Source organism: Flavobacterium sp. N2038 (assembly GCF_025947185.1).
GTDB lineage: Bacteria > Bacteroidota > Bacteroidia > Flavobacteriales > Flavobacteriaceae > Flavobacterium.
The window spans coordinates 3,702,223-3,719,705 of the sequence record NZ_CP110001.1 but is presented as its reverse complement, the minus strand read 5'-3'; the positions used below and the strand labels follow the sequence as shown (position 1 = coordinate 3,719,705).

The 17,483-nt window shown below is 32.5% G+C and carries 17 protein-coding genes; 5 read left to right on the top strand and 12 right to left on the bottom strand.

Annotated elements, in window-relative coordinates:
* Positions 1-11: 11 nt before the first annotated feature.
* The 6 genes from OLM51_RS16460 to OLM51_RS16435 form a co-directional block, all read right to left on the bottom strand.
* Positions 12-218, bottom strand: a complete 207-nt coding sequence (locus OLM51_RS16460) for a hypothetical protein (RefSeq protein ID WP_264551686.1) — start codon at positions 216-218, stop codon at positions 12-14.
* 52 nt (positions 219-270) lie between these two features.
* A complete protein-coding gene (locus tag OLM51_RS16455) occupies positions 271-834 on the bottom strand; it encodes a hypothetical protein (protein ID WP_264551685.1) in 564 nt (187 codons plus the stop codon).
* Positions 835-866: 32 nt separating this feature from the next.
* A complete protein-coding gene (locus OLM51_RS16450) occupies positions 867-1,289 on the bottom strand; it encodes a cytochrome c oxidase assembly factor 1 family protein (protein WP_264551684.1) in 423 nt (140 codons plus the stop codon).
* A 137-nt stretch (positions 1,290-1,426) separates the two neighbouring features.
* Positions 1,427-2,293 (bottom strand): hypothetical protein, encoded by an 867-nt coding sequence (locus tag OLM51_RS16445; protein WP_264551683.1) that lies wholly within the window; start codon positions 2,291-2,293, stop codon positions 1,427-1,429.
* A gap of 110 nt (positions 2,294-2,403) precedes the next feature.
* Complete coding sequence (locus tag OLM51_RS16440; protein ID WP_264551682.1) at positions 2,404-2,772, bottom strand: hypothetical protein; 369 nt, start codon at positions 2,770-2,772, stop codon at positions 2,404-2,406.
* Positions 2,773-2,959: 187 nt separating this feature from the next.
* Positions 2,960-4,525 carry a L,D-transpeptidase family protein gene (locus OLM51_RS16435; protein WP_264551681.1) on the bottom strand — a complete coding sequence of 522 codons (1,566 nt, stop codon included), beginning with the start codon at positions 4,523-4,525 and terminating at the stop codon, positions 2,960-2,962.
* A gap of 298 nt (positions 4,526-4,823) precedes the next feature.
* Between OLM51_RS16435 and OLM51_RS16430 the strand changes: the two genes are divergently transcribed.
* Positions 4,824-8,264, top strand: coding sequence for a methylmalonyl-CoA mutase family protein (locus tag OLM51_RS16430; RefSeq protein WP_264551680.1), 3,441 nt, complete (start codon positions 4,824-4,826; stop codon positions 8,262-8,264).
* Between the two features lie 790 nt (positions 8,265-9,054).
* Here the strand turns inward: OLM51_RS16430 and OLM51_RS16425 are convergent.
* Positions 9,055-9,369 (bottom strand): hypothetical protein, encoded by a 315-nt coding sequence (locus tag OLM51_RS16425; protein WP_264551679.1) that lies wholly within the window; start codon positions 9,367-9,369, stop codon positions 9,055-9,057.
* Positions 9,370-9,561: 192 nt separating this feature from the next.
* Here OLM51_RS16425 and OLM51_RS16420 point away from each other — a divergent pair, with 192 nt between their 5' ends.
* From OLM51_RS16420 to OLM51_RS16410, 3 genes are all read left to right on the top strand, one after another.
* Positions 9,562-9,969 (top strand): helix-turn-helix domain-containing protein, encoded by a 408-nt coding sequence (locus OLM51_RS16420; RefSeq protein WP_264551678.1) that lies wholly within the window; start codon positions 9,562-9,564, stop codon positions 9,967-9,969.
* 105 nt (positions 9,970-10,074) lie between these two features.
* Positions 10,075-11,649 carry a T9SS type A sorting domain-containing protein gene (locus OLM51_RS16415; RefSeq protein ID WP_264551677.1) on the top strand — a complete coding sequence of 525 codons (1,575 nt, stop codon included), beginning with the start codon at positions 10,075-10,077 and terminating at the stop codon, positions 11,647-11,649.
* Positions 11,650-12,005: 356 nt separating this feature from the next.
* Positions 12,006-12,842: a polyprenyl synthetase family protein gene (locus OLM51_RS16410; protein WP_319799959.1), complete on the top strand. Its 837-nt coding sequence runs from the start codon at positions 12,006-12,008 to the stop codon at positions 12,840-12,842.
* Between the two features lie 473 nt (positions 12,843-13,315).
* Here OLM51_RS16410 and OLM51_RS16405 read toward each other — a convergent pair whose 3' ends face one another.
* A complete protein-coding gene (locus tag OLM51_RS16405) occupies positions 13,316-13,807 on the bottom strand; it encodes a GNAT family N-acetyltransferase (RefSeq protein ID WP_264551676.1) in 492 nt (163 codons plus the stop codon).
* Positions 13,808-13,966: 159 nt separating this feature from the next.
* On the bottom strand, positions 13,967-14,353 hold the full coding sequence (locus tag OLM51_RS16400; RefSeq protein WP_264551675.1) for a flagellar motor protein MotB: 387 nt from the start codon (positions 14,351-14,353) through the stop codon (positions 13,967-13,969).
* A gap of 332 nt (positions 14,354-14,685) precedes the next feature.
* Between OLM51_RS16400 and OLM51_RS16395 the strand changes: the two genes are divergently transcribed.
* Complete coding sequence (locus tag OLM51_RS16395; protein ID WP_264551674.1) at positions 14,686-15,132, top strand: hypothetical protein; 447 nt, start codon at positions 14,686-14,688, stop codon at positions 15,130-15,132.
* Between the two features lie 63 nt (positions 15,133-15,195).
* Here the strand turns inward: OLM51_RS16395 and OLM51_RS16390 are convergent, their stop codons facing one another.
* The 3 genes from OLM51_RS16390 to OLM51_RS16380 form a co-directional block, all read right to left on the bottom strand.
* Positions 15,196-15,573: a secretion protein gene (locus OLM51_RS16390; protein ID WP_264551673.1), complete on the bottom strand. Its 378-nt coding sequence runs from the start codon at positions 15,571-15,573 to the stop codon at positions 15,196-15,198.
* Positions 15,574-15,943: 370 nt separating this feature from the next.
* Entirely contained in the window at positions 15,944-16,354 is a 411-nt protein-coding gene (locus OLM51_RS16385; RefSeq protein ID WP_264551672.1) for a T9SS type A sorting domain-containing protein, read from the bottom strand.
* 352 nt (positions 16,355-16,706) lie between these two features.
* Positions 16,707-17,111, bottom strand: a complete 405-nt coding sequence (locus OLM51_RS16380) for a secretion protein (RefSeq protein WP_264551671.1) — start codon at positions 17,109-17,111, stop codon at positions 16,707-16,709.
* Positions 17,112-17,483 lie beyond the last annotated feature (372 nt).

The following is a 17,483-nucleotide window of genomic DNA, read 5'->3' as shown; positions in this document are numbered from 1 at the left end:
AAACGAGATCATTATATACTGATCTCGTTTTTGGTAAGTATATAAACTAATATTCCGACAAATAGAAGCTGAATAAAATAGCCTGCCCATAAATTCTTTTTTTCCAGTTCGGTTGTAAATTGTTCTGATAGTTTTGTTTTAAAACCATTTACAAACCAAAAGAAAAAACCACCAATCCATATAGAGGTTAATTTTGCTGCAAAAGGTTCTTTGGCCATTTTTTAATTTTGATAATTGATTCTAATACAATTTAAATTGTTTGACTTTTTATTAAGGCCACGACATTCTAATAGTATAGTCCCAGTAGGTTTTGCTGGATATATACGTGGCTTTTTTTTCTTTTATTAAAATGTTATTTTGATCGAATAATTTTACTCTGATGATTTTTTCGTTGCTGTCATCTTTCATATCGATGTTTCCTTCAGCAGCATCAATTAATTTCTTTTTTTTAAGGTATAAGTCCGGTTTTTCAATTACATATTCTGTAGCAGCTTCTCCGTTTAGTTTTATATTACAACCAATTAAATTTCCGTTAATATCAAGCGATTCAATTCTTTTCAGATCGTTTTTCTCGTAATAATACAGTTCAAAAGCGATGCTGCAAAGTCCGGGCTTTACATTATGGTTAAATAATCGAAAACGTAGCACTTGTTTTTTGGAATTTGTAAATTCGATAAAACCATTTCCTTTTGCATCAACGTTTTTGTATAAGATTGTAGCAGGTTTTGAAAACGATGCAATTCTGTTTGTAAACACATTATAATTATTATGACTTTGTGCAGAAAGAAACAGACTTTGAAAAAACACAAAACAGGAAAGAATAAATAATTTCATTATAGTATTTTATATAATCGATTTTATCAGCATTACTTTTGTAGCAAATCTATTTCTTCCTGAGTTTTTTCAATGTAAACAGATAGTTGTTCGTACTTCCATTTTCCTTGTTTATTAGCAATTATAAACAAAGTTCCTTTTCCTTTTGGACCTTTCAGCGGAACTTGCAGATTGCAGTTTCCTGCATTATTACTCGTGCTGATGCTTCCCGAAATCATTCCGTCGGTTTCTACCGGGTTTCCTAATTTTTCGATGATGATTTTATTGTTTTTAACAGCTATCATAGAATCTTTATAAACATCAGATTCTGTCATCATTGAGGTAACTCCAAAGAAAACTCCGGCTATAAATAATCCGATGAGTACAATAATGCTTAAACAACCAGTTGGAACAAACCATTTCCAGTTTCTGTCCCACCAGCTTTTTCTTTGTATTAACTCATTTGAATCTTCCATAAAATTGGTTTTTTGGTTAGTTTATTGAAGCTAAAGTAAGAATTAATTGTATTGATTTTAAAGTGTTTTTATATTAAATAAAAAATCTCTTTATAAAATTTTATAAAGAGATTTTAAGTTTTAAAATGATTTAAGTTCTATTTGTTATTAAAAGCAATTTCCAATAAAGCGTCAGGATTACTGATTGCTTTAATAACCTCTTGTTTTCGCATGCAATCATCATCTCCAGTTCCGGTGGTTAACATAAGTTTTTTAGGAATGATTGGTTTTTTGTCGAAGATAGTTGCATATAATAACGTGGCTTGCAAGAAACCGCCATCGTTTAAAAAATGAAATGTATTACCTCCGTAACGTAGGTTGTCCTTGTTGTCTACCAGATATTTATAGCCGTTTTTGCCTTCATATGCGTCATTGACAGCATCACCAACTCTTAACAAGCCTGCATTTTTAATAAACACCATTGCTAAAAGTGAATTTCTGCGCATTTCTGTATAATATTCATCATATTTTGGATCTGTATAGGCTACAGGAGGCATCCCTTCATAAATATATACTGCCACATCGGGACTATTTTTATGAATCTTTTCGACGATCATTTTTAAATTGGATCTGTATTTTTCAAGATTAGTTAATGCAATTGGAGTTGATTCCTGAAGTACAACATAATCATAATAATTTCCGTCTTTATCTCTGTTGGAAAAACTTTGATTAGCTTCTGTTTTATTAGTGTCATAAACTTTATCAAGCGAAACCCCCATAGTTACTAGTTGCTGAACATACATAGATTGATTGTTTGCATTACATAATTCCTGAAACAAAGTAGGTGCGCTAACAAAGTATTCGGTATGACTGTTCCCTATAAATAATATTCGTCTAAATCCTTCAGCTTTTGGGACTTTAGGTTTGATGATCCCATCTTCATTTACAGTTAAATCATTTTTTTTGTTATTACAAGCAGTAAAAATAATTGCTATAGTAGCAACAAGAAAAATAGGTATTTTCATTATGAGTTTTTAATTAGAATATTTGCTTAAAAATTTCGGCAAATTTCTTTTTAAGTAACTATAATCTCAGTCTTGAAAAGGTATAAAACTAACAGCTTAAGACAATATAATTAAACTTCTTCTAAACTGTTAAGATCATATAAGTCGTACAAATCAGAATTATAATTGAAATTTGTTCTGTTTAAGTATTCTAATACGTTATACGTATAATCTTTTCCTCCTTTAAGGAAGAATAAGAGAGATTTAATAATGTAGATTGGATTATTAGGAAAAGCATTCATACTTAGTTTTAAGTTTATAAAAAAATGCTTCAAACGGTATTTGAATGAATGTTCCTCTGGACGAACAAAATAAATGTTTGAACTTTTGATTTTTTTTACCAAACCTGACAAATAAGGAAATTTTACAAATTTTCCGCCTTGTTGAATTAATACATTAATTTCAAATACTGTAAGTCCTTCAATATTGTTTGTTTTCATTTTTATTTTATTTTTAGGTTATAAAATAGCGGTATTAAATATAGTGCAAATTTCAGGTAGTTTTTATATTTAAACGATCCCTAAAAGATTTAAAATTAGCATTTTAAGCTTTTTTTTAGGATTGAGCCAAAAAAGAATCGGAAGCTTAATAAATAAGCTTCCGATTAGATTAATTCATTGTTTTAAATTAGTTTGCCACTATAGTTTCCTGAGGAAGTTGTAAGTTAGCAGGCTCATTGTCTTTTTCGTAAATATCCTGATAAAAACCAATTTCGCCATTATCATTTACCCACGAGGTGAAATAAGTAATATAGATTGGGACTTTTTTAGACAGTTTAAAACTGTTTTCGGTTTTCCCGGCCATCGCTTTATCAATTTTTTCGGTTGTCCATTCCGGATAATCTTGTAGCATGGCAACAGCTAATTCTTTGGCCATTTTTACATTTACACAACCATGGCTGAAAGTTCTTTTTTCAAAATCAAATAAGGTTTTAGATGGGGTATCGTGCATATAGATATCATCAGGATTTGGAAACACAAATTTCACAAGCCCAAGAGAGTTTTCAGGACCCGGTTTTTGTCTTACCTGGCCATTTACCATTTCCATATTATGATCGGCAAGATAATTGGGATCGGCAGCTATTTTTAATTTTAACTCATTTTCTACAATACTTTGTGGTACGGTCCAGTAAGGGCTGAAAACAATTCTGTCGATTTCTGCATTAAAAATGGTGGTTTTAGTAAGAGGTGATCCAACAAATACACTTGATGTTAATACCACTTTTCCGTTTTTTACATAATACAATTCATATGAAGGGACATTAACCAAAACATACTCATCGCTGTTTACAATTAAAGACGAAATAGAACGGCATCTTTCCATATTAAGTGTCAGTGTTTTTACTTTATCAGAAAGCGGAATATTCATTTCTTTAATATGTTCTTCAGCAAGAATATAGTTGGGTTTGAAACCGTTTCGAACTTTATATTTCATAACAGCATCCATCAGTTCACGATCGTAGACATCGCTTTTTGAATCATGTTTTAAATCTCCTAATAAATACAAACGCGTTCTTACCTGAGCAATGGTATTTGAAACCGCATCCGGACGCAAATCTTTATAAGGAGTTTCTGCAACAATTGGTTTCCATTTATTAGATCTGTCCAGTTTTTTATATTGTTTTAAAACACCTTGCAATTTGTAGTATTGATCAAAAAGCGTTTTATCATCTTTTCCAGTGGTTGCAGTTGCTTCTTCAATAGTGCTGTAATTCAAAAAATCTTTCAGCAACATATCATAAGATAGTTTTTTAGAATCTGAATTACTTTTTTTAGTGTATACAACATATAAAGAACTCAGAAGCATATCAGCATCAGTTTTGGAAAGTTTGGCTTCTGATGAATCAAAAAGCTGGTCTATTTCTTTTTGGTAAGGAACAACCAGATTATCTGTTTTTTTTGCTTTTTCATATAGAACAGTTGCAAATTCATTAATCTGGTCTTCATCATACCAGATTGTTCCAAACGATCTGCTTTTGTACAATGACATGACATCAGATTTGTATTTCTTTAAATCAGCATATCTTCTAAAAAAGTCATTTAAAATCGTACTGTTAACTTTTGTTTGGGGATCATTAAAATTAACAAAGATGTTTTCTGTAGTTTTAGTTTTTTTATTGCTTTCGTTCTTCTCAAAAGAAACCATAGTAAAGCTAAGAACCAGAATTATACTTAGGGAATATAGAGTTTTCATTTTCATTTCAATTTTTACGTTACTACTTTTAGATTTGAGCGTTTTGGTAAAAATTTGGGGTTTTTCTACATGGCTAAATTACAATCAGAAACTACAAAACATGTTTTCTGATTTTGTTTAAATGTTGCGAAATTGCCATGTCTTTAAGCTTTTCTTAACTGATCTCAATTTGTTTTAAAATTTGTTATTTGGTGCTGCTAAAAAAACATTTCTTTTTTTTGTTAACATAACGCTATTCTAATCATCAAATATTAAAATAATTTGTAAATTGCTCCCTTAAAATTATCATATTCATAAAATGGAACAACAAATACCATATATTCCTAAAAATAAAGTAAGAATTGTCACAGCTGCTTCGCTTTTTGACGGACATGATGCTGCAATTAATATCATGCGTCGTATTATTCAGTCAACCGGAGTTGAGGTAATTCACCTTGGACATGACCGCAGTGTTGAGGAAGTGGTGAATACTGCCATTCAGGAAGATGCCAATGCTATTGCAATGACTTCTTACCAGGGAGGGCACAATGAATACTTTAAATATATGTATGATTTGCTACGCGAAAAAGGAGCGGGGCATATCAAAATTTTTGGTGGAGGAGGCGGAGTAATTCTGCCAAGCGAAATTTCAGAATTGCATGAATATGGTATTACAAGAATTTATTCTCCGGATGATGGTCGCTCATTAGGGCTTCAGGGAATGATTAATGATTTGGTGCAGCGTGCTGATTTTCCTATTGGGGATAAATTGAACGGAGAAGTAGATCATATCGAAAATAAAGTTCCAACAGCAATTGCACGTTTGATTTCGGCGGCAGAAAATTTCCCTGAAATTGCAAAACCTGTTTTTGATAAAATTCATGAAAACAACACTACATCTAAAATTCCTGTTTTGGGAATTACAGGAACGGGTGGAGCAGGAAAATCTTCTTTGGTAGACGAATTGGTTCGTCGCTTTCTAATTGATTTTCCAGAAAAAACAATCGGATTGATTTCTGTCGATCCTTCTAAGAGAAAAACAGGAGGAGCACTTTTAGGAGACAGAATCCGTATGAATGCTATTAATAATCCTCGTGTTTATATGCGTTCGCTGGCAACACGTCAGTCGAATTTGGCTTTATCTAAATATGTAGCCGAAGCAATTCAGGTTTTGAAAGCTGCAAAATATGATTTGATTATTTTGGAAACTTCAGGAATTGGTCAGTCTGATACCGAGATTATGGATCATTCTGATGTATCCTTATATGTAATGACGCCAGAGTTTGGAGCTGCAACACAATTGGAGAAAATCGACATGCTTGATTTTGCCGATTTAGTAGCGTTGAACAAATTTGATAAAAGAGGTGCGCTTGACGCTTTGCGTGATGTAAAAAAACAATATCAAAGAAACCATAATCTTTGGGATAAAAATCCTGATGAAATGCCGGTTTTCGGAACTATTGCTTCACAGTTTAATGATCCGGGAATGAACACGCTTTACAAAGCGATTATGGATAAAGTGGTAGAAAAAACGGCTTCAGATTTGAAATCGACTTTTGAAATCACAAAAGAAATGAGCGAGAAAATCTTTGTGATTCCGCCACACAGAACACGTTATTTATCTGAAATTGCAGAGAATAACAGATCTTATGATGAAACAGCTATTTCACAACAAAAAGTAGCTCAGAAACTATACGGGATTTTTAAAACCATAGAATCCGTTTCCGGAAAAGTTCCTCAGATTACAAAAGCCGGAATCGACGATTCGACCGTTTTGCCAAGTGCAGTCGAATCACACGATGAAAACAGAATCTTCCTGAATCTTTTACTAAATCAGTTTGATAAAGTAAAAATGGACTTGGATCCGTACAATTGGGAAATTATCCTGAATTGGGATGAAAAAGTAGCCAAATACAAAAATCCAGTTTACTCGTTTAAAGTTCGTGATAAAGAAATCAAGATTGCAACGCATTCTGAAAGTTTATCGCATTTACAAATCCCGAAAATTGCTTTACCTAAATATGAAGGTTGGGGCGATATTTTGCGTTGGAATTTACAGGAAAATGTTCCTGGTGAATTTCCTTTTGCTTCGGGATTATATCCGTTTAAACGCGAAGGCGAAGATCCGTCAAGAATGTTTGCGGGCGAGGGCGGACCAGAAAGAACCAATAAACGTTTTCATTATGTAAGCGCGGGAATGCCTGCAAAACGTCTTTCTACGGCTTTTGACAGTGTAACTTTATACGGAAACGATCCAGATTTACGTCCGGATATTTACGGAAAAATTGGAAATGCGGGAGTTTCAATCTGCTGTCTTGATGATGCTAAAAAATTGTATTCAGGTTTCGATTTAGTTCATGCTTTAACATCTGTAAGTATGACGATTAATGGACCTGCGCCAATGTTGTTAGGTTTCTTTATGAATGCCGCAATCGATCAGCAATGCGAATTGTACATCAAAGCCAATGATTTAGAAAAAGAAGTTGAGACTAAAATCAACAAAATATATAAAGAAAAAGGAATCGAAAGACCAAAATACCAAGGCGATTTGCCAGATGGGAACAATGGTTTAGGATTAATGCTTTTGGGCGTTACCGGAGATCAGGTTTTACCTTTGGATGTTTATAATGACATTAAAGTAAAAACATTATCGCAGGTTCGTGGAACGGTTCAGGCCGATATTTTAAAAGAAGATCAGGCTCAGAATACCTGTATTTTCTCTACCGAATTTGCCCTGCGATTAATGGGCGACGTTCAGGAATATTTTATTACCAAAAACGTTCGTAATTTCTATTCCGTTTCGATTTCAGGATATCATATTGCCGAGGCGGGAGCAAACCCAATTACGCAATTGGCATTTACGCTTTCTAATGGTTTCACTTACGTGGAATATTATTTGAGCCGTGGTATGAACATTAACGATTTTGGACCAAATTTATCGTTCTTTTTCTCCAACGGAGTAGATCCGGAATATTCAGTAATTGGTCGTGTGGCACGTAAAATTTGGGCAAAGGCCTTGAAAAACAAATACGGAGCCAACGAAAGAGCCCAAATGCTGAAATATCATATTCAGACTTCCGGACGTTCGTTGCACGCCCAGGAAATCGATTTTAATGATATTAGAACGACTTTACAGGCTTTGTATGCGATTTATGACAACTGTAATTCATTGCACACCAATGCTTACGACGAAGCGATTACAACGCCAACAGAAGAATCTGTGCGTCGTGCCATGGCGATTCAGTTGATTATAAATAAAGAATTAGGTTTAGCCAAAAACGAAAACCCAATTCAAGGTTCATTCATCATCGAAGAATTAACCGATTTAGTTGAAGCTGCAGTTCTTCAGGAATTCGACAGAATTACAGAAAGAGGCGGAGTTCTAGGTGCAATGGAAACGATGTACCAACGCTCTAAAATTCAGGAAGAAAGTTTGTATTACGAAACTTTAAAACACAACGGCGATTTTCCAATTGTAGGTGTAAATACGTTCCTGAGTTCAAAAGGATCTCCAACGGTAATTCCGGCAGAAGTTATTCGTGCTACCGAAGAAGAAAAACAATACCAGATTACGATGCTGGATAACCTGCATCAATTTCATGAAGCAAAAGTAAACGAGCATTTAAGCAAATTACAGGAAGCTGCGATTAAAAACGAAAACTTATTCGACCATTTAATGGAAGCTACAAAGGTTTGTTCTTTAGGTCAGATTACTTCGGCGTTGTTTGAAGTTGGTGGGCAGTATAGAAGGAATATGTAAAAATACATTTGTAAAGTCCGAAATTATCGGACGTTTGTTTAATATAGAAAGCCTCTCAGAAATGAGAGGTTTTTTTATTGGAAACATATAATATATTTTTCAATTTAAGAACCCTCCAACAAGGCCAAAGGCCTAAAAGTATTTTTAGCATTGGGCAAAGCCCAATGTCTGTAATATGGGTAATAAGAAAGCCCTGAAAGGGCGTAAGCAATTAGATAACAAGAATGGCTATCGCCCTTTCAGGGCTTCGATTTGCAGTGGGTTTTATATAATAGGACGTTGCCCTATTTTGAAGCTGTTAGCCTTTCAGACTTTTTTTTATGCAGACTTTAAGAATCTAAACCTCTTAGTAAATTCCATAAAAAAAGTAGTTTCCACTAGTGCGAAAATTTTGCTTGTGAACTCAAAAAAATGCGCGAGTAAGACACTCAGGCCAATTGACAAACAAAAATCCAATTGTCAAATATAGCCCGTGGTTTCAACCACGGGTATACAATACGAGCAAGATAATATTACGTTCCCGTGGTTGAAACCACGGGCTATGTTTATACCATTTTGAAACAACAAAAAAGAAAATCGCATTATTTTGTCATTTCGATCGAAGGGAGAAATCACACCCGAAGCTCGACAAAGAAAATCGCCAATCTTTGCGGAGCTACTTGCGAAGATTTCTCCCTTCGGTCGAAATGACAAGATTGTGTAAAAACTTTGCGACTTAGCTCCCGATAACTATCGGGATTGCGAGATTTTTTAGTATTAGAACTTTCACCTTTGCCTTTGCAAATAGAAATCATTCAACAACCTCGCTAACAAACCCCAAAAACTCCATTTCATCCATAGGAAACAAATGCAAAATCGTTTCCAAAATCAACGAAACATTAATAGTGGCACTTTTATCTTTTTTAGAAAAGTTATGCATGTCATTATCAAGTGCGAGAATGCATAATTTGAGTAAATCGGTAATGAGGCAGCCGAGTTCTAAATAATTTACAACTTTAAATTGTGCGGTATAAGAATTGGCTTCGTTGTTTGGCTCTAGTGTTGTAAAATACTGAGCGGTTAATTTTTGCAGTTTTTGTAAAGTTTCTTTTTCGTGAGTTTCCATAAGATTCATGTTTTTTAATTGTTTTACAATTTGACTTTTATAAAATAATTATAAGAAAAATTGTACTTTTGTTTGATTTGGCGAAGTAAGAGATACATTGTATTTTACCAAACCAGTTTTGCGGGTATCGTACTGTACTAAATAAGTTTGTTACCCGTGGAAGTTTTCACACTTAATTATTATCTTTGAATTATGAGCACACTAACAAAACCAAATCATATAGGGCGAAAAATAAGCCGTATTCGTGAACTTCGAGATATGAAACAGGAAGCTTTGGCACAGGCTTTGGGAATAAGCCAGCAAACAATATCGGCTATGGAAAATAGCGAAACCATTGATGACGAAAAACTTGTCGAGGTTGCAAAAGCACTTGGTGTAACGGTTGAAGCGATTAAGAATTTTTCAGACGAAGCGGCAATTAATTATTTCAATACTTTTAATGAAAGTCCTAATAATTATTTCGGACTTAATAATTGCACTTTCAATCCATTAGATAAATTAATGGAAACGGTAGAAGAAAATAAAAAGCTTTACGAACGTTTGCTTCAATCAGAAAAAGACAAAATAGAATATTTAGAAAAGTTACTAAAAGAAAAATAGCAAACTTTACATAACAAAAGCCTCTCAGAAATGAGAGGTTTTTTTGTTTATATATTTTATACTTATATATTTACTTTTAATAAGAAAACTAACTAAACAAACCGAATGAAAACAAAACTACTTTTATTTTTTGTGCTTTGTATTTTTATTGAAACCAATGCTCAGCAAAAAATATATGATTTTACGAGCTACCCATGGAGTTTTAAAAAAATCAACGATAAGCTGATATTTGAAGCCAGTGAAGCTGATTCTGGCCGCGAAATATGGGAAAGTGACGGAACTACTTCTGGCACAAAATTGATAAAAGATATATACTCAGGTTTAGAATCTTCTGTAACAGGGGCATTGGTAGGTGGTACAGCAATTAATAATATTTTTTATTTTATTGCAAAAGACGAAAGTTCTCTTGGAGAGATTTGGAAAACAGATGGAACAGAGGCTGGTACTGTAAAAATAACAAGTTTTATTAACGGAAGAACTTCAAGTCTTACTGCTGTTGGCAATTCGATTTATTTTTTAATTCAGGAAGAATATAAATTGCAGGTTTGGAAAACAGATGCAACAACAGGAGCAACAGTATTGGTTAAAGATAATATGTCAATCTGGAATGCGCCATCTTTTCAAGGCAAATGCAATAATACCTTTATCTTTACATTTCAGCCTTATGGCACAAACAATTCCAGAGTTTGGAGGAGTAATGGAACTTTGGAAGGTACTTTTCCGATAACAGCCGAAATAGATGGAAATGGATCTTATCCTACAGGCACATCTGGATTAACACAATATATAGAGCATAATAATAAATTGTATTTTGTGAGCAGAAATTATCTGCATGAAACTGATGGAACGCTCGAAAACACAAAAGTGGTAGGCGACGTTTGGAAAGCCCAACAATATCTGGCGCATCATAGTAGTGTTATCGAAGCAAACAATAATTTGTATTTTATGTTTTTTTCTGCCGATTTGAACAAATTGTCGATATGGAAATTTGATTCAGCTAATAACAGCGTAGCCGAAATATACAGCAAAACGAGTGATCATTATTTTTCTCCTTCTAATTTTACTAAAACGGGTAATTCGCTGCTTTTTTCTTCAGCAAATGAAACTGGAGGGGCATCTTTAGTATCATTAAACCTTGCAAATAATGCAGTTACAAATTTTGGAGAATTATCAAACGGTATAAAAAAGCCTTTTATTTTTATAGATATGATAGATGCTTCTACTTTTTTTAAAATTAATGATAACGAATATTATATAGCATCAGTAGTTGAAGATAATTTTACAAAAGGGTTTGTTTTTGATTTAAAATTAAACTCACTCCAGCAGATCAGTGCGTTAGATAATGTATTAAGTATTGTTTCTTTTAATGATATTCTATATTATGCAAAAGATGATAAACTATGGAAGTATGCTAATAACTTAAGTATTCCATTAACAGAAAATAAATCACCGTTGGTATTTTATCCCAATCCTTCAAGCGATTTTATCAATATAAAGACTGAAAATGATACTCAGGTTGAAAGTTTTCAGATTTTTGATTTAAATGGCAGATCGGTTAGCACTTCTGGATTGGATTTAAATAATAACAAAATCGATATTTCCAGATTGAATCAGGGATCATATATATTGAAAGCAAAAGTTAATGGAACTTTAATTTCGAAGAAAATTATAAAAAAATAGGTTTAAATAAAAAGTTTACACGAGTGTCCCGCTCGCGCCAGTCAAACAATAAAATTTTATAAAGTTTGTTATTTCGACGAAAGGAGAAATCTTCGTATGCTAAGCACGCACTGTTGCGGAGCTACTTGCGAAGATTTCTCCTTTCGTCGAAACGACAATATTGTGGTTATTGTTGATGAAGTTCTATAAAGAGTTCCGAAGGAACGAAGAATATAGTCGGGAGACTTTGCACAGCAATTGCAAACATTTTGTAGAGCGAAGCGATTTAAAGCATAAAATTGATTTATAAAATTTCACAACAATAACATTGTAAAAATCTGTATTTTAGTAACTTATAAATTTATAGTTGAGATTTTATGTATTCGATAGGTCAATACACAGATTTTTTTATTAGTTATTTAGAGAATCAAATTATAGATAAGGAACCTAAAAATCTTTATGACCCCATAGTCTATATGATGTTATTGGGAGGAAAAAGAATACGACCTGTTCTTACTTTACTTACTACAGAAATTTTTGGTGCCGACTATAAATTGGCATTACCTGCGGCTTTGGCCATAGAGACTTTTCATAATTCGTCACTAGTTCACGATGATATTATCGATGAAGATCCTATTAGAAGAGGAAAACCAACCATACATAAAAAGTGGAATACTAACATTGCTATTCTTACCGGAGATGCTATGATAATTCAAACCTATCAATATCTGCAAGACTATGAACCGTGTATTGCCAAGGCCTTGACTCAAGCAGTTAATAAAATGGGCCTTGAAGTTTGCGAAGGGCAGACATGGGATGTTGATTTTGAAACCCGTCACGATGTTACGGTTTCTGAATATCTAAAAATGATCGAGTATAAAACCGGAGCACTCATAGCGACATCGATGAAAATGGGCGCCATTATTGCTCAAACTTCTCAGGAAAACTGCGATTTAATTTATGATTTTGGACTTAATGTAGGTTTAGCATTTCAGTTGCAAGATGACTATTTGGATCTTTTTGGAGATACTGCAACCTTTGGGAGAAGATTAGGCGGTGATATTATTTCGAATAAAAAAACTTATCTATATTTTAAAGCTCTTGAACTTGTAACCCCAAACGATAAAGAACTAATTACAGAATTGTATGCCACTCGTCTTGTTGATAATGTAAAAAAAATAAAAATTATAACAGAATTGTTTCAGAAATCCTGAGTTCCGGCAGCAACTCAGGAATCTATTGAGAAATATACTTTTGAGGCTTCTAAAATTTTAGAAAAGATTAATATAAACGAAAATAAGAAAGCACTATTGAGAACTTTTGCAGAGAGTTTAATGGGAAGAAGAGTTTAGTGGTTTTGTTTACGATCAAATTTTTCGTTGTATACCAAATTTCAGCTGCTGACAAATTATTAATGTCACTTAAAAACTCCATAAAGTTTGTCTCTTCGCAAGTAGCTCCGCAACAGTGCGCGCTCAGTATACGAAGATTTCTTCTTTCGTCAGAAATGACAATATTGTGGTTGTTTTTTATAAAATTCTATAAAGAGTTCCAAAGGAACGAAGAATATTGTAGAGATGGATTTTAATCCATCATGTCAAGAAATTTCGTGATCAAAATCCATTTGTTTACGCCAACAAAATCAGCAGAAGAATAAAAATATAAAAAAGATTTAAAGCTTTTTTCTTTAATTATCATCCATTTGGCTTATGTCACAACGCATAGTGGTCAATATTGGTTTAAATCCTGCTTTTTTATAGGCGTTGACTGCTGCTTCGTTGTCATGATATACGTCTAATCTAGCCTCGGTTATTCCCTGAGATAAAACCCATTTCTTAAGATCGTTAATTAATAACGTATTAAGACCTCTTCCTCTAAAATCCGGATCTACAAACATAAAACCAAGATACCCGAAAAATTCATGTTTCTGATATGGCTTAGCTTGTCTGATTTGAGCATATCCACAACCAATAATTTGATTGTTAAAGTCTATAACCAAAACTTCTGTCTTGGGGTCTAGAATAAGTTCCTGTATATCATAATAAAAAATCTTTCCCTCTTTTAATGTTACATCAAAGGGTCTTTCTGCCTTTACTAAAAATTGCAGAAAATCAGCAAGTTTAGGTAAATCTGCATTTACAGCTCGCCTGATCGATATATCTTTTGTGTCTTGATTCATATTTCAAATATATTGAAAATAATTTCTGACTGAATTAGAATTTATGCTAAAATTAAATATTTAGTAATTACCCTCAACGAGTTATTCTCTGTGTGATTTACTTATACAAAAAAGCATCCGCTGTAACGGATGCTTTTTTAGTTATATTCTGGTTTTGCTTTAAACTTTTTTCTTCGTGGTAACTTTAGACTTGCGTTTTAGTTTTTCGATAATGGCATCTGCTTTTTCGTTTTGGCAAATAAATCGTAAAGATTCTGCATAGCGGTAATAATATACAGGTTCTAAATCTGATGTCATGGCAAAGAGTTCGCCATACCATGTTGCAGCTTTTTCCAGTTTATCTTCAGAGTAAAAGGAGTTTCCTAATTTCTGAAATAAGTCTATCGATTTATAGCCTTTTGCAGCAACTCTTTCGTAGATTTTTGTTACATCAACATAAGCGTATTTGTCGCTTACTTTATCTGTTGTAAAAACTTTTTCGCTTTGCGCCGTAACACGAAACGAAAAACCGATCAATATGACTAAAAAAACAAATAGTTTCTGCATAAATATTGAGTTTAGAAGAATGGTTTTTATTAGTTTTTTTGTTATTAAGGGTAATTGATCTCTGAAATAATTTTGTAGGTATTTTTGAGGCGTGTAGTAAATTTTATTTTGCAAATATATCTAAATCAATAATATAGCGTGTAATTAAACGATGATTTTCTTGATTTTATCGATTTTTTAAGTCAAATATCAAAAATAACTTACATTATGTTTTAGATTTTTCAGTAACCTCCAAAACGGTTTAATAAAGACGATTTTTTATTTATATGAAATATATACTCTAACTTTATATTTAGTAATTACATCCAACGGATTTATAATATTATTTGATTATGACAACGGAATATTATCTCAATTGGATAAAAGATTTGCATCTACAGTATGACAGAGTAGATTCTTCCCGAGCCGAATTGGAAAATCTTGTTTTGAAAATTTCTCAAAATACTACAGAAACTGGTTTTACTCTAAATACATTTTTTGATAGATCAAACGATATAATAACTTCAATAAATATCGAAATTGTAAACCTGTTTGCAAAGTCTTCCGGTTTGGTATTTCTGGACGAGAAAGAGAGTGGAAACGTTTGCTTTGCAAACAGCCAGGAAATACGGTCAGAATACAGACAAAGTTTCAGACTGCTTGATTTTCTGGATTATATAAATGCTTTTATGCATTCATCTGTTTACAGGGAATCTCAAAAGATTATAATTCCATCAGAAACAGATCTCTTTTGGCAAATGGTAAAAATGGGTACTGTTTTAAGAGAAGAAATCAATTAAAAAAAAAGCAGCTCCTGGAACGAGCTGCTTTTTAATCTTTTTTTTTGGGGGCAAAAAAGGAGGTTAGCGACGGAAAGAAGGACTTTGGTTTACACTTTCGTCAAGCTTTACTGTCTTTACTTTTTTGGCAGCAACTTTAATTTCGTGTTTCGCAATTTTTTCATTTGCTTTAACCTCCAAAACGTAAGTTCCGGCAGGTAAATCCTCCAGACTTATTGTTTTTGAAATTTCTAGTTTGTTTGCTGCAGAATCTCCCGCATAAAGTAAATTGTGATTTTGATCGTAGATTGAAAAAGAAGAATTGTCTACTGCGAAGCTTTCAACTTTTCCGTTTCCGGTTTTTATATTTAAAATATAATCCCCTTTTCCATCAATGGCATAGGTAAATAATGTCGCTAAAAAAAAGGCAGCAACTAACCCGGTCTTGGTAAATTTTGTCATGTTTTTTTTAAATGTTTATTACTAAATGTGGAACGTTTCAAAACTACAAATACAAAATTAATTTTATGCAAAAAAGTCACTTTTTTAGAGTGTTAAAATGCTGAATTAAAACTATTTCGGTATTTTGTTTACGTTATGTACGTAAATACGGGGCTTACGGATTTATTTTTTATTGTTTTTTTAATGCAATAAAAATCAGTCAGATGTATTTATTAAGAATAGTTTTGTGAAAATCTTTTTTGCATCTTTTTTTGTTCAGTATAAAGCAAAAAAAAACAGCTCAATAACCACAAAGAGCTGTTTTTAAAACAATCACGTTTTTACTTTACTAACTATCTAACCTTATACTCTTATGAAAAGTATAACTTTTTTAGCGTACTGCTACACTAGTATTTTTAGCAGAAAATCCTGCTTTATAAACTGATGAAACTGCTTTTGATGATAAAACAGAAGTTTCGTCATTTATAGTAATTTCATATCTTACTTTTTTTGTACTGTCTTCAATTTCCAGGAAATAAATTCCTTCCGGAAATTCCTCTAAACTAAAAGATCTTAATATTCCGTCTTTACCTGAAGCATTTTCAGAGTAAATTAAATTTCCCTGCTTATCATAAATAGAAAGGCTGGCTTTTTTGGTCTGATTAAGCGCGAACGTAATCAGTTTTCCGTTTCCTTTCAATACATGAAGATTTAAGTCATCAATTTTTCCATCAATCGCGTAACTGCTGATTCCTGTAAAAAGTACTGCGCATACTAAACTCAATTTTAAAATCTTTTTCATAACTGTTAGTTTTTAAATTATTAGTTTAATTCTCTGAGGCTAAATTACTCTGGTTTGTGTGTTATTTTAACAACTGTATTTGCCTATTTATATGCTGTATTCTCATTTACGAAAGCGTTATAGGTTAAAATTTGAATTATTTTAAGCGTTTTAGTTAATTTGATTATTATTTTTCAACGTTTTTAAAAGTGCTTAATTTTACGATTTAGTAACTTTTTTCTAATTTTTCTAATTGATTTATAAGGTTTTGTAAAGCTGGGTTTATCAAAAAGTAAAGGGCAAAAAAAAAACAGCTCAATACTATAAAAGAGCTGTTTCTTAAAATAATAAATTTTATTTTTCAGTATAACTTTTAGCGCGATGCTACACTTTTATTTTTTGCGAATTCAGTTTTATAGACAGACGAAATTGCTTTTGATGATAAAGTGGTTTGCTCATCGGTAATTGTAATTTCGTGTCTCACTTTTTTTACATTATCTTCAGCTTCCAGATAATACGTTCCCGCAGGAAATTCTTCCAGACTGAAAGTTCTCAAAATCCCATCTTTTCCTGAAGCGCTTTCAGAATAAATTAGAGTACCATCTTTGTCGTAAATTGCCAGGCTGGCTTTTGTTACTTTGTTAATTGCAAACGTAATTAGCTTCCCGTTACTTTTAATTACATGAAGATTAAAATCTCCATTATCACCAATTGCATAAGTACTTAAACCTGATAAAAGCACTGCACATACTAAACTTAATTTTAAAATCTTTTTCATAGCATTAGTTTTTAAATTAATAGTTCTAATTCTCTGATGCTAAATTAGTTATGATAAATAGGTAAATGCACAACTCTATTTTCTGATTTCGATGCTGTATTCTCATTTACGAAACCGTTGTAGGTTAAAATTTGAATTATATTTATCTATTTTGTTAATTCAGTGTTTTTTATTTAAAGTTTTATTGTTTTTAAGTTTACATTGAAGAGGGGAATTGTTTGAAAATGAAGGTCGATTTTATCTGCTAAGTTTGTATAAAAGTAAAGCACAAAAAAAACAGCCCAATAACCACAAAGAGCTGTTTTTAAAACTTACGTTTTTTACTTTACTAACTATTTAACCTCATTTTTATACTGTATGAGAGTATAAACT